The organism is Micromonospora desertarenae (assembly GCF_056150265.1).
In genome coordinates, this window is the sequence record NZ_JAXCFQ010000002.1 from 123,124 (window position 1) to 136,061 (window position 12,938).

A 12,938-nucleotide genomic window follows, 5' to 3' on the forward strand; every position below is an offset into this window, starting at 1 on the left:
CCGCGGACCGCGCGGTCCCGAAGCGTGGTGCGCCGATGAAGCGGCGCGCCGCCGCCCTGCTCGTCCCGCTGCTGCTGGCGGTCGCGGGCTGCACCGGCACCGCAGGGCAGGAGGAGGCACCGACCCGGCAGGGGGCGGCGGCCAGCCGGCCGTCGCCGTTCCAGGACTGCGCCGCGCTGACCACCGCCCCGGGCGGCACCCCCGCGCCGACCGCGTCGCCGGCCGGCTCCGGCGGGGGCGACCCGCTGCCCGAGGTGACCTTGAACTGCTTCACCGGTGGGGCGCCGGTCGCCCTGCGGGACGTCCGCGGCCCGGCCGTGGTCAACGTCTGGGCCTCCTGGTGCGCGCCCTGCCGCACCGAGCTGCCCGCGTTCCAGCGGCTCAGCGAGCGGGCCGACGGCCAGCTCCGGGTGCTCGGGGTGAACAGCCGCGACAGCCGCGCCGGCGCGCAGTCCATCGGCGAGGACTTCGGCGTACGCTTCCCCGTCCTGGTCGACCAGGGCGAGGCGCTGCAACGGGCGCTGGGCCGCAACGCCATCCCGCTCACCCTCTTCGTCGACGGGCAGGGCCGGGTGCGGCACGTCGACGCCTCCGGCGCGCTCGATGACGCCCGCCTCGCCGCCCTGGTCCGGCAGCACCTGGGCCTGGCGGTGCCGGCGTGACCCGGCGACCACCGGGCTGGATGGAGCCCCTGCTGCACCGGCTCGGCACCGCCCGCACCGAGGACTTCACCCGGCTGGCCACCCCGGACGACGGCGGCCGGGAGAGCGCGGTGCTGGTGCTGCTCGGCGAGGAGCCCGGCGCCGGCCCGGACGTGCTGATCCTGCAGCGGGCCGCCACCCTGCGCAACCACGCCGGTCAGCCGGCCTTTCCGGGCGGCGCGGCCGACCCGGAGGACGCCGACGCCCCGGCGACCGCGCTGCGCGAGGCGAACGAGGAGGTCGGCCTCGACCCGGCCAGCGTCACCGTGCTGGCCGAGCTGCCCCGGCTCTGGATCCCGGTCAGCGACTTCGTGGTGACCCCGGTGCTCGGCTGGTGGCACGCGCCGCACCCGGTGCATCCCCGGGAGCCCGCCGAGGTGGCGCACGTGGCCCGGCTGCCGATCGCCGAGCTGGTCGACCCGGAGAACCGGATGCGGGTACGGCACCCGAGCGGCTGGATCGGGCCGGCGTTCTCCGCCCGCGGCATGCTGGTCTGGGGCTTCACCGCCGGGGTGCTGGACGCCCTGCTGACGATGGGTGGCTGGGCGCGGCCGTGGCCACGGAGCCGGGTGGTCGACCTGCCGCCCACCGCCGCCACCCCGGCGCCGTCGGCCGGTACGGACGAGGTGGACGAGAGCGCCCTGCGCTGATCGGGCGGTCACCTTCGGCAAGCGATGGTCATCCCGCGAGCACTCTGCCCGTACGCTTGACCCGTGTCCGCCGTGGATCTCGTCCTGCTGCTGCTCATGCTCGTGTTCGCGATCAGCGGATACCGCCAGGGGTTCGTCATCGGGCTGCTGTCGTTCTCCGGCTTCTTCCTGGGCGCCCTGCTCGGCCTCCAGATCGGCCCGTTGCTGGCCCAGCAGTTCGTGGACAGCGGCACCCGGGTGCTGGTCTCCCTGGTGGCGGTCTTCGGGCTGGCCGTGATCGGTCAGGCGCTCGCCGGCTGGCTCGGTTCCCACCTGCGCAAGACGATCACCAGCGACGTGGGCAAGCAGGTCGACGACATCGGCGGGGCGTTCGTCTCGATCTTCGCGGTGCTGCTGGTCGCCTGGCTGGTAGCGGTCCCGCTCGGGTCGTCCTCGCTGCCCTGGCTGGCCGCCTCGGTGAAGAACAGCGCGCTGCTCACCGTGGTCGACCGGGTGCTGCCGGACCAGGCGCAGCAGCTCTCCACCGCGCTGCGCGACACGGTGGACACCAACGGCTTCCCGGACGTCTTCGAGGGGTTGGGGCGTACCCAGGCCCGGCAGGTCTCACCGCCCGATCCGGCGCTCGCCGGCTCGCAGGTGGTGGTCAACGGCCAGCGCTCGGTGGTCAAGGTGCTCGGCTCCGCGCCGAGCTGCTCCCGCCGGATCGAGGGCTCCGGGTTCGTCTACGCCGACGACCGGGTGATGACCAACGCGCACGTGGTGGCCGGCACCCGCTCGGTGGCGGTGGAGCTGAACGGCGACCGGTACGACGGTGAGGTGGTCGTCTACGACCCCGACCGCGACCTGGCCGTGCTCTACGTGCCGGGGCTGCCCGGCCCGTCGATGCGGTTCGCCGCCGGCAACGCGGGCAGCGGCGCGGACGCCATCGTGCTCGGCTTCCCGCTCGACGGGCCGTACAACGCGCAGTCCGCCCGGGTACGCGACGTCGACCGGATCACCGGGCCGGACATCTATTCCTCCGGCGACGTGACCCGGGAGATCTACACCATCCGGGCGCTGGTCCGCAGCGGCAACTCGGGCGGGCCGCTGGTCTCCGCCAACGGGCTGGTACTCGGGGTGATCTTCGCGGCGGCCGCCGACGACCCGAACACCGGCTTCGCGGTGACCGCCGCCGAGGCCCGTCCGGTCGCGCTGGCCGGCGCCGAGCGCACCCGCGGCGTGGCCACCGGCAAGTGCACCTGAGCTGCCTCAGGGGTGCGGGGCGGCGGGTGGGGTCTGGTGCTGCCAGACGGTGAAGGCGGCGGACGTCGCGGCCACCACGGCCGTGCCGAGCAGCCAACCGGCCAGCACGTCGGTGCTCCAGTGCACGCCGAGCGCCACCCGGCTGAACCCGGTCACCCCGGCCAGCAGCACGGCGGCCGCCCACACCGCCCACCGGGCGACCCGCTCCCGCGCGTACGGCAGGAAGACCACCAGCAGGATCCCGGCGGCCAGCGCGGCGTTCAGCGCGTGCCCGGACGGGAAGGCGAGCCCGGCGGCCTGCGCCACCGGCTCGGGCAGGTCCGGCCGGGCCCGCCCGAAGAGCAGCTTGAGCAGCGGGCCGAGCAGCCCGCCCAGCAGCATGGTGGCGGCCACCCAGATCGCGAGCTGCCGGGCGCCGCGGCGGACCAGCCAGATCACCAGCACCAGCGCGCCGAACCGGAGCGACATCGGCGCGAACACGTCGGTCCACAGGCTCATCAGCCGGACCCAGGCCGGATGGTCCACGGCGAAGCCGTGCAACGCGCCGGCCACCGTGGTGTCCAGCTCGCGCAGCGGCGGCCAGCCGGCCAGGACCAGGAGCGCGAGCAGGGCGAACGGCACCAGCACCAGGAACGCCGCGGCGACGGCGAGGGTGAGCCGGAGGCCGCGCGAGTCGTCCGGGTGCAGCCGGCGGCGTCGCCACGACGGCCGGGTCGGCGTCGGGAGGGTGCGCTGGCCGGGTGAGTTCATGGTCTCCGTTCTACCCAGCGCGGGGCGTGGTCAGGCGTTCCGTCCCGGACCGGTGCGGCCGGAGCGGGCCGGTCAGCGGCTGCCCCACTGCCGGAACCGGCGCACCATCAGCGCCGCGCCGGTGAGCAGGGCGACGAAGAGCGCGGCCCCGGTCCAGAGCCGCTCGGGCGTGGAGTCGTGCTCGGAGCCGGCCGGCCGGGCCGTCCACTGGCTCTGCTGGCGGGGCGCGGTCCAGCCGCCCAGCGGATCCGTCCCGGCGCCGGCCGCCTCGGCCTCGGCCGAACCGGGTGCCGGGCCGAACCCGACGACGCCCGGCGAGGTCTGGTCGTCCAGCGGGTTGCGGCCCGTCGGGGCCACCTCGGCGTCCACCGCCGCGACCGGGTCGACCAGGCCGTACCCGAAACGGTCGTCCCGGCCGGTGGGGCCGATGTCGCGGGCGGTGGCCAGCAGCCGGTTGACCACGTCGCCGGCGGGCATCTGCGGGTAGCGGGCCCGGACCAGCGCGGCGGTGGCGGCCACCAGCGGCGCGGCGAAACTGGTGCCCTGCACCCGCCAGTAGCCGTCGCCGGGGCGGGCGCCGACCAGCCCGGTGGCCGGGGCGGTGAGCACGGTGGCGCGGCCGGTGATCGCGCCGGACCAGAGGTTCTCGCTGTCCCGCTCCAGGCCGGACACCGCTATCACGCCCGGCTCCCGCGCCGGGTACCAGACCTTCGAGTCGGTGGAGGTGGCCACGTTGCCGGTGCAGGCGACCACCACCACGTCGCGGGCGAAGGCGTAGTCGAGCGCGGCGGCCAGGGCCGGACTGTCGCCGCTGCCGCCGAGCGACAGGTTGATGACCCGGGCGCCGTTGTCCACCGCCCAGCGCACGCCCTTGGCGACGATCAGCGCGTCGTCGTAGCGGTTCTCGTCGTCGAGCACGCGGACCGGGAGGATCTTGGCGTCCGGGGCGAGGCCGACCACGCCGCGGCTGTCGTCCCGGCGCCCGGCGATCAACCCGGCCACCGTGGTGCCGTGCCCGACCGGATCCGGGTCGCCGCCGAGCGGGGCGACCAGGTCGAGGCCGGGCAGCACCTGGCCGGCCAGGTCGGGGTGGCTGGCGTCCACACCGGAGTCGATGACCGCGACGGTGACCCCGCGCCCGGTCGAGCTGCGCCAGGCGGTCTCCGCCCGCAGCTCGTCGAGCTGCCACTGCTCGTCGCGGACCTGGTCGGGGCGGGTCTGGCTGTCCGGCACGGGGGCGGCCAGCGGGAACGCCGCCGACGCGACGGCGGCCGAGGCGACCGGCCGGGCGGTGGCCGCGGCGTGGGCGGGCGGCACCGGAGCGGCGAGCGGCACGGCCGCGGCCGCGACAGCGAGCAGCGTCCGACCGGCGACCCGTCGCGCCGTCGGCGGACCGCTCTGCCGCACCCTGGTCACATTCTCAGCCGTTCCTCGGTTCGGAAAGACGACGATCGGAGATTACCGGTTCCACCCCCTCTTCCGGAGCCATCCGGCCGGACCGGTCACGGTGGCGGCAGGTGAGCCAGCTGCACGAGGCGTACGCCCTCGCGCCGGGTCACCAGCCGACCGCGCCCGGGTGGCAACGGTCCAGGTCGGACCGGACCGACCAGCGCCCCCTCGTCCGGGCTGCCGGCCATCACCAGCCCGGCGGTGGAGAGTTCCCGCAGCCGTTGCGCGATCGGCTCGTACTGGGCCCGGCCGGCGCCGCCCGAGCGGCGGGCGAGCACCAGGTGCAGCCCGACGTCCCGGGCGTGCGGCAGGTGCTCCTCCAGCGCCCGCAGCGGGTTGGCCGGCCCGCTGGCGACCAGGTCGTAGTCGTCCACCAACACGAACAGCTCCGGGCCCGACCACCAGGACCGCTCCCGCAACTGGGCCGGGGTGATCTCCGGGCCGGGCAGCCGGGCCTGCAGGTAGCCGGCGGCCGACTCGACCAGCTCGGCGGTGTGCGCGGCGGCGGTGCCGTAGCCGATCAGGTGCGGTGTCTCGATCGCGCCGAGCAGGCTGCGCCGGTAGTCGACCAGGATCACCCGCGCCTGCTCCGGGGTGAACCGGGTGATGATCGAGGTGGCCAGCGCGCGCAGGAACGACGACTTGCCGCACTCGGCGTCGCCGAAGACCACGAAGTGCGGCTCGGTGGCGAAGTCCAGCACCACCGGGCGCAGGTCCGCCTCGGCCACCCCGATCGGGAAGCGCAGCCCGGTCGTCGCGGCCAGGTCCAGTTCGGCGTACGGGAGCACCGGCGGGAGCAGCCGCACCGCGGGCGCGGCCGGGCCGGGCCAGCCGGCGGCCACCCGCTTGACCAGGTCGGCGGTGTCCGTACCGGCGGTGAGCTGCGGCAGCGCGGTGAGGAAGTGCAGGCTCTCCGCGGTGACGCCCCGGCCGGGGCTCTGCTCCGGCACGTTCGCCGCGGCCCGCCGGGCCAGCAGCGAGTCGGCCGGGTCACCGAGGCGCAGCTCCAGCCGGGAACCGAAGAGGTCCCGGATGGCCGGCCGGAAGTCCAGCCAGCGCAGCGCGGTCGCCACCACGTGCACCCCGTACGACAGCCCGCGGGTGGCCAGGTCGGTGACCAGCGGCTCCAGGTCGTCGTACTCGCCGCGCACGGTGGCCCAGCCGTCGACCACCAGGAAGACGTCGCCGAACGGGTCGGCGGTCGGCTGGCCGGTGCCGGCCGCCGCGGCCCGGCGATGCCGCCAGGCGGCCATCGACTCCACGCCCAGCTCCGCGAAGCGGCGTTCGCGCTCCGCCAGCAGGGTGGCGATCTCGCCGACCGTACGCCGGACGGCCGTCGGGTCGGTGCGCCCGGCGACGCCGCCGACGTGCGGCAGGTCGCGGAGCGTGCCCAGCCCGCCGCCGCCGAAGTCGAGGCAGTAGACCTGCACCTCGGCCGGGGTGTGGGTGAGCGCCAGCGCGCAGATCAGCGTGCGCAGCGCCGTCGACTTGCCGCTCTGCGGCGCACCGACCACCGCCACGTGCCCGGCGGCCCCGTCCAGCGCCAGCCAGAGCAGGTCGCGCCGCTGCTCGAACGGCTTGTCGACCACCGCGACCGGCACCTGGAGCGCGCCCTGGAGCTCCGGGTTGCCGACGCCGAGCCCGCGCGCCGGATCGACGGTGGCCGGGCCGAGCAGCTCGTCCAGCGCCGGTGGGCGGCCCAGCGGCGGGAGCCAGACCTGGTGCGCCGGCGGGCCCTGCCCGGCCAGCCGGCCGACCAGCAGGTCGAGCAGGCTCTCCGCGCCGTCCTCCGCGGCGGCGGGCGGGGTGGCCGGCCCGGTCGGCTCGGGCGCCGGCAGGTAGTGGGTGGAGAAGGCGAGCAGGCGCGGGGCACCGGAGCCGCCGGCGCCGGCGGCGACCGCCCGGCGCACCGCCCCGGAGACGTACGCGGCCTTGAACCGGACCAGCGGTTCGGTGCCGAAGCGCAGGTAGCCGTGGCCGGGCGAGCGGGGCAGCTCGTGCGCGTCCGGCACCCCGAGCACCGTCCGGGACTCCAGCGCGGAGAAGGTCCGCAACCCGATCCGGTACGACAGGTGGGTGTCGAGTCCGCGTAGCCGCCCCTCCTCCAACCGCTGGCTCGCCAGCAGCAGGTGCACGCCGAGCGACCGGCCCAGCCGGCCGATCTGCACGAACAGGTCGATGAAGTCCGGCTTGGCCGAGAGCAGCTCGGAGAACTCGTCACAGATCAGCAGCAGCGAGGGCAGCGGGGCGAGCGGGGTGCCGGCGGCCCGGGCCCGTTCGTAGTCGCGCAGGCTGGCGAAGTTGCCGGCCCGGCGGAGCAGCTCCTGGCGGCGGACCAGCTCGCCGTTGATGGCGTCGACCATCCGGTCGACCAGCGGCAGCGCGTCGGCCAGGTTGGTGATCACCGCGGCGGTGTGCGGCAACCGGTCGAAGGAGGCGAAGGTCGCCCCGCCCTTGAAGTCGACCAGGACGAAGTTGAGCTGCTCCGAGCTGTGCGTGGCGGCCAGCCCGAGCACCAGGGTGCGCAGCAGCTCGGACTTGCCCGAGCCGGTGGCCCCGATCAGCAGGCCGTGCGGGCCCATCCCGTCCTGGGCGGACTCCTTGAGGTCGAGTTCGATCGCGCCGCCGTCGGTGCCCACCCCGATCGGCACCCGCAGCCGTTCGCGCGCCGACCGGGGCGCCCAGCCCTGCTCGGCGGTGAAGCTCTCCGGGTCGCCGAGCCCGAGCAGCTCGGGCAGCCCGGGCTCGGCGCCGGGCGGGGCGTCCGGGCCGCGCGGGGTGCCGGCCAGCCGCAGCGGCGCCAGCCGGCGGGCGACCGCCTCGGCGTCGGCCGGCTCCAGCCGGTCGGCGGTGCCCACCTCGACGTGCCCGTCCGCCGAGTGCGAGTGCAGCCGGCCGTCGCGCAGTTCGAGCAGCAGCGCGAACCGGTCCAGCAGTCGGGGCGGCGCGGTGTCCAGGTCGATGACGGTCACCGCGTCGATGCCGCCGTCGCCGGTCAGGTCGGTGGCCCCGGTGAGGTCGCCGCCGTCGAGCAGCACCACCACGTGCGGCCCGTCGGTGGCCGGCCCGGCCGGGCTGAACCGGGACCGGCTGGCCAGTACGTCGTCGAGCAGCCGTTCCAACTCGGCGGCGGCGCTGGTGACCAGCCGCACCGGGCCGAGCGCGTCGGTGCGGGCGGGGTGGTGGGCGTGCGGCAGCCACTTCACCCACTCCCAGGCGGCCCGCCGCTCGGGCCCGGCGCAGACCGCGACGAGCAGCTCGTCGGGGGCGTGGAAGACGGCGAGCTGGGTGAGCATCGCGCGGGCCAGCGCCCGGCCGTCGGCGGTCGGGACGGCCTTGACGTACACCCGGGCGAAGCTGCGCAGCGACAGTGCCACCGGCAGGTCGGGCACCACCGAGTACGCGTCCAGGAAGCGGCGCAGCGCCCCGGCGGTCATCGGCTCCAGCTCCTCCAGCGGCCGGGTGACCGGCGGCACCAGCGGGGTGGCCAGGGTCTGCGGCCCGACCGCGACCCGGACCACCGCGAAGTCCGGGTCGGCGGGCCGGCGTTCCCAGACCCGGTGGCTCTCCACTGTCGACCAGAGCCGGCCCGGGTCCGGGTGCCGGTAGTAGAGCCCGGCGCGCTGCTGGCCGGCGGTCTGCCGGACCCGGCGCCGCAGCGTGGTCAGGTGCCGCAGGTACTCCCGGCGGGCGGCCATCATCTCCGACTTCTTCGGGGTGCCGGCGGCGCTGCCCCAGGAGGTCACCAGCATGGCCAGCGAGGAGAGGCCGAACATGCCGCCGACCACGTACGAGTAGGCCCCACCGCCGCGGCCGAACATCATCGCCATGGCCACCGTGCCGCCGAGCATCGGCAGCACCATCAGCAGCTGCTGCCAGCGCCCGCCGGTGACCGGAGGGATCTCCGGCGGCGCCTCCACCGGCAGCTCGCCGACCGGGATCTCCGGCGCCGGGCGGCGGGGTGGCCGCTTGATGACGACAGTGGACACCCGACCTCCTGACTGCGCACGGTGACCCGAGCCTGGCTCATGGTAGGTAAAGTCCTGTCGTCCGCGCAGCCACCAACCCCGCTCGATATGGAGATCGGTCGATGACAATCGGGTTGGCCCGGGTCACCATCAGCGCCCCGCAACGGCGGGTGGACGTCGCGCTGCCCGAGCAGGTTCCCCTGGCCGAGCTGCTGCCCGAGGTGCTGCGGCACGCCGGCGAGGGGCTGGCCGACGACGGGGAACGGCACGGCGGCTGGGTGCTGCGGCGTACCGACGGGGCGGTGCTGGCGACCGCGCAGGCGCTGCTGCCGCAGGGCGTCCGGGACGGCGAGGTGCTGCACCTGGTGCCGGCCCGGGCCGAGTGGCCCGAGCTGGAGTACGACGACGTGGTGGAGGCGATCGCGGACGGCGCCCGGCGGCGGGGCGGGGCCTGGTCGCCCGGTGCCACCCGGGCCACCGTGCTGGCCGGCGCGGCGGTGCCGCTGGCGGTGGGGCTGCTCGCCGTGCTCGCCGGCGGTCCGGCGCGCGGGGCCGGCTGGCCCGCCGCGGCCGTGGTGGCGCTGCTGCTCACCCTGGCCGGCACCGTGGCGTCCCGGGCGCACGGGGACGGCCCGGTCGGGGCCACCCTGGGCGGCTACGCGCTGCCGTACGCGGCGGCGGCCGGCGCCCTCGCGGTCAGCACCGGCGACCCGGTCGGCCCGCTCGCCCCGGTGCGCTGGCTGGGCGCGCCGGAACTGCTGGCCGGCTCGGTGGCGCTGCTGCTGGTGTCGGTGCTCGGGCTGGTCGGCGTCGCCACCCGGCTGCGGGTCTTCGTGGCCGGCGCGGCGGTCGGGGTGGCCGGCGCGCTGGCCGCGCTCGGCGGGCTGCTGCTCGACCCGGCCGGCACCGCCGCCGTGCTGCTCTGCGTCCTGGTCTTCGCCGTCGGGGCGGTGCCGCTGCTGGCCATCCGGCTGGGCAAGGTGCCGCTGCCGCCGATCACCCTGCCCACCGACGCCCCCGGCGGCGCCGAGCGGGTCCGGGACCTGCCCGACCGGGGCCGGGTCTACGCGGCGGTGGCCCGCACCGAGGAGATGCTGACCGGGATGCTGCTCGGGCACGCGGTGCTGGCGGCGGCCGCCGCGCTGGTGCTCGGGGTGGCCGGCGGGACCGCCGGGCGGGTGCTCGTCGCGGTCGCCGGGGCCGTGCTGCTGCTGCGCTCCCGGCTCTTCGTGGCGCTGCGGCACCGGGTGCCGACGGTGGTCGCCGGGCTCGCCGGGTACGCCGTGCTGGGCGCCGTGCTCGCCGCGCGGTCCGGGCCGGCGGGCCGGCTGGTGCTGGTCGCCGGCGGCCTGGCCCTGGCCCTGCTCGCCGTGGCCGCGGGCAGCACGTACGCGCGCCGGCCGGTCTCGCCGTACCTCGGCCGGATCGCCGACCTGACCGACACCGCGCTGGTGGTCTCGGTGGTGCCGGTCGCCTGCGCGGTGCTCGGCCTGTACGAACGGGCCCGGGGGCTGCTCGGCTGAGCGGCCCCCGGGCCCGGTTCGACGTCGTGGTGGGTCAGTGCCCGGTCTCGCCGCGCTCCTCGGCCTCCTTGGCGCGCTGGTACGACGCCCGGATCTCGGCCTCGGCCTCGGTCCGCCCGACCCAGGTGGCGCCTTCGACCGACTTGCCCGGTTCGAGGTCCTTGTACACCTCGAAGAAGTGCTGGATCTCCAGCCGGTCGAACTCGCCCAGGTGGTGGATGTCGCGCAGGTGCTCCTGGCGCGGGTCCTCGTAGGGGACGCAGAGGACCTTGTCGTCGCCGCCCTTCTCGTCCGTCATCCGGAACATGCCGATGGTGCGGCAGCGGATCAGGCAGCCGGGGAAAGTCGGCTCGGGGACCAGCACCAGCGCGTCCAGCGGGTCGCCGTCCTCGCCGAGGGTGCCCTCGATGAAGCCGTAGTCCGCCGGGTACTGCGTGGAGGTGAAGAGGGTACGGTCCAGCCGGATCCGGCCGGTCGCGTGGTCGACCTCGTACTTGTTGCGGTGACCCTTCGGGATCTCAACCGTCACGTCGAAATCCATCTGCACGCTCCCTCGTTTGCCCACGCTGGCTAACGGAAACCACCCGGCGCCGGCCGGGTGCGGGCGAATGCCCACCCACCGGCTCCGGCCACCGCATAGTGTTCGGACCGAAGTAGTGTCACCCAGACCGGATTTCGTGGGGGAGGAGGGGGTCGTGGGGAGGGAAGATTCACACTACCGCCCGGAGTCAGGTGCTGGACGTGGTACGGGCGGATCTGCTCCGGGCCCCGCCACCGGGCGGTTCCGGGTGCCCGACGCGCACCCGCCGCAGGCACCCGCCGGCCCCGCCGGTCACCCCGCGGAGCGGCCCGCGCCGCCGCCCTGGCGTCCCGGCGCCGGCGCGCCGCCCGCCGGCGCCGCGCCGGTGCCCCCGCACCCGGGCGTTTCCGGTACGGCCGGGGGCCGCCCGCTGAACGGCGGCGCCTTCGGTACGGCCGGCGCCCCGCCGCCGCACGCCGCCGGCTCGGCCAGCGTGCCGCCGCACGCCTCCGGCTCGGCGCGCGTGTCACCGGCCCCGGATCTCTTCGGCCCGGCGAGTGGGCCGCCGGCCGCCGCCGTACCCGTGTCGCCGCCGCCCGCCGGTGCGCCGCTGTCCGCCGCGGTGCCTTCCGCGCCGGCCCGGCGCCGGCGGCTGCTGCCGTTGCTGCTCGCCACGGTGCTGCTGATCGCGCTGGCCGCCGGGGTGGTCGTGGTCCGTCCCGGCCCGGTGGCGGAGTGGCTCGGCGACGACAAGGCCGGCGGTCCGGCGAGCGCCCAGCCGGCCGACCCGGCCCCGGTGCCGGTGCTGGCCGCGGCGGACGCGAACGCCCCGCTGCCCACCCCGGAGGGGGTCTCCGCCGCGCTCGACCCGCTGGTCGGCGCCGCCGCGCTCGGTGACCGGGTCAACGTCTCGGTGGCCGACGTGGCCACCGGCCAGCCGCTCTTCGGTGCCAACGAGGACGACGGCACCGTGCCCGCCTCGGTGACCAAGCTGGTCACCGCGGTGACCGTGCTCGCCGCGCGCGGTCCCGGCCACCGCATCCCCACCCGCGCGGTGGCCGGCGCGAGCCCCGGCGAGGTGGTGATCGTCGGCGGCGGCGACCCGACCCTGGCGGTGGACAAGAAGGGCTTCTACCCGGGCGCGGCCCGGCTGGACGACCTGGCTGCCCAGGTGAAGGCGGCGCTCGGCGGCACCGCGCCGACCCGGGTCACCGTCGACTCCTCGCTCTACTCCGGCCCGGTCCACGAGCCCGGCTGGGACGACGACATCCCCACCGGCGGCTACGGCGGCGCGATCACCGCGTTGATGACCGACGGCGCGCGCCGGGACGTGCCCCAGGCCAAGCGGGACCACGACGCCGGCGACCACGGCGCCGAGCGGGTGTCCCAGCCCGATCTGGCCGCCGGCCGCGCCTTCGCCCGGCTGCTCGGCGTGCCCGCCGACGCGGTCGGTCGCGGCAAGGCGCCGGCCGCGGGGGCCGACGCCACCGCCGGCGCGCCCGGCAGCGAGCTGGGCAAGGTGGAGTCGCTGCCGATGGTCCGGCTGGTCGACATCATGATCAGCGACAGCGACAACATCGTCGCCGAGGCGCTGGCCCGCCAGGTCGCGCTGGCCCGGAACCAGCCCGCCTCGTTCACCGGCGCCGCCGCCGCGATGGACGCCGTGGCGGGCGAGCTGGGCCTGCCCGCCGACGAACTCTCCCTCGCCGACGGCAGCGGGCTGTCCCGCACCAACCGGATCAGCCCCTCGCTGCTCACCGACCTGATCACGCTCGCCGGCAACGGCAGCCGTCCCGAGCTGGCCGCGGTCTTCGGCGGCCTGCCGGTCGCCGGCTGGTCCGGCACGCTGGGCGAGCGCTACGCGGCCGACGGGACGCGGTCCGGGGCGGGCGTGGTCCGGGCCAAGACCGGCACGCTGACCAAGGTGCACGCCATCGCCGGGCTGGTCACCACCGCCGACGGGCGGCTGCTCACCTTCGCCGTGCTCACCGACGCGGTGCCGCCGGACGGGATGGAGTCCGCCCGGGTGGCGCTGGACCGGATCGGCGCCGCGCTGGCCGGCTGCGGCTGCCGCTGACCCCGCCGGCCCGGCGGGCTGGACCGCGTCCCGAGGCCGGGCTGCGCCGACGTCACGA

The 12,938-nt window shown here is 76.5% G+C and carries 9 protein-coding genes; 5 read left to right on the plus strand and 4 right to left on the minus strand.

What is annotated here, in order from left to right; translation table 11 throughout:
- The first annotated feature begins 35 nt into the window (after positions 1–35).
- The 3 genes from SM577_RS03535 to SM577_RS03545 all read left to right on the plus strand — a co-directional run bounded on the left by SM577_RS03535 (position 36) and on the right by SM577_RS03545 (position 2,593).
- A complete protein-coding gene (locus SM577_RS03535; protein ID WP_302920607.1) occupies positions 36–662 on the plus strand; it encodes a TlpA family protein disulfide reductase in 627 nt (208 codons plus the stop codon).
- The gene (locus SM577_RS03540) at positions 659–1,351 is read left to right on the plus strand and encodes an NUDIX hydrolase (RefSeq protein ID WP_302920608.1); all 693 of its coding nucleotides are present in this window, start codon (positions 659–661) and stop codon (positions 1,349–1,351) included. Before SM577_RS03535 ends, SM577_RS03540 begins: the two co-directional genes overlap by 4 nt.
- Before the next feature lie 63 nt (positions 1,352–1,414).
- Entirely contained in the window at positions 1,415–2,593 is a 1,179-nt protein-coding gene (locus tag SM577_RS03545) for a MarP family serine protease (RefSeq protein ID WP_302920609.1), read from the plus strand.
- A 6-nt stretch (positions 2,594–2,599) separates the two neighbouring features.
- On the opposite strand, the gene SM577_RS03550 is transcribed toward SM577_RS03545, so the two are convergent.
- The 3 genes from SM577_RS03550 to eccCa form a co-directional block, all read right to left on the minus strand.
- Complete coding sequence (locus SM577_RS03550; protein ID WP_474586282.1) at positions 2,600–3,343, minus strand: phosphatase PAP2 family protein; 744 nt, start codon at positions 3,341–3,343, stop codon at positions 2,600–2,602.
- 72 nt (positions 3,344–3,415) lie between these two features.
- A complete protein-coding gene (mycP, locus tag SM577_RS03555) occupies positions 3,416–4,750 on the minus strand; it encodes a type VII secretion-associated serine protease mycosin (protein ID WP_474586283.1) in 1,335 nt (444 codons plus the stop codon).
- A gap of 95 nt (positions 4,751–4,845) precedes the next feature.
- Complete coding sequence (gene eccCa, locus SM577_RS03560; RefSeq protein WP_474586284.1) at positions 4,846–8,781, minus strand: type VII secretion protein EccCa; 3,936 nt, start codon at positions 8,779–8,781, stop codon at positions 4,846–4,848.
- 101 nt (positions 8,782–8,882) lie between these two features.
- Between eccCa and eccD the strand changes: the two genes are divergently transcribed.
- Positions 8,883–10,283 carry a type VII secretion integral membrane protein EccD gene (eccD, locus tag SM577_RS03565; protein WP_474586285.1) on the plus strand — a complete coding sequence of 467 codons (1,401 nt, stop codon included), beginning with the start codon at positions 8,883–8,885 and terminating at the stop codon, positions 10,281–10,283.
- 34 nt (positions 10,284–10,317) lie between these two features.
- Here eccD and SM577_RS03570 read toward each other — a convergent pair whose 3' ends face one another.
- Complete coding sequence (locus SM577_RS03570) at positions 10,318–10,824, minus strand: inorganic diphosphatase (protein ID WP_302920614.1); 507 nt, start codon at positions 10,822–10,824, stop codon at positions 10,318–10,320.
- Positions 10,825–11,386: 562 nt separating this feature from the next.
- Here SM577_RS03570 and dacB point away from each other — a divergent pair.
- On the plus strand, positions 11,387–12,880 hold the full coding sequence (gene dacB / locus SM577_RS03575; protein ID WP_474586444.1) for a D-alanyl-D-alanine carboxypeptidase/D-alanyl-D-alanine endopeptidase: 1,494 nt from the start codon (positions 11,387–11,389) through the stop codon (positions 12,878–12,880).
- Positions 12,881–12,938: the final 58 nt, after the last annotated feature.

What these genes read in the sequence shown, in the direction of transcription:
- eccD (WP_474586285.1), top strand. Translation starts at nt 8,883, where the DNA reads ATGACAATCGGGTTGGCCCGGGTCACCATCAGCGCCCCGCAACGGCGG.
- SM577_RS03535 (WP_302920607.1), top strand. Translation starts at nt 36, where the DNA reads ATGAAGCGGCGCGCCGCCGCCCTGCTCGTCCCGCTGCTGCTGGCGGTC.
- SM577_RS03550 (WP_474586282.1), bottom strand. Translation starts at nt 3,343, where the DNA reads ATGAACTCACCCGGCCAGCGCACCCTCCCGACGCCGACCCGGCCGTCG.
- SM577_RS03570 (WP_302920614.1), bottom strand. Translation starts at nt 10,824, where the DNA reads ATGGATTTCGACGTGACGGTTGAGATCCCGAAGGGTCACCGCAACAAG.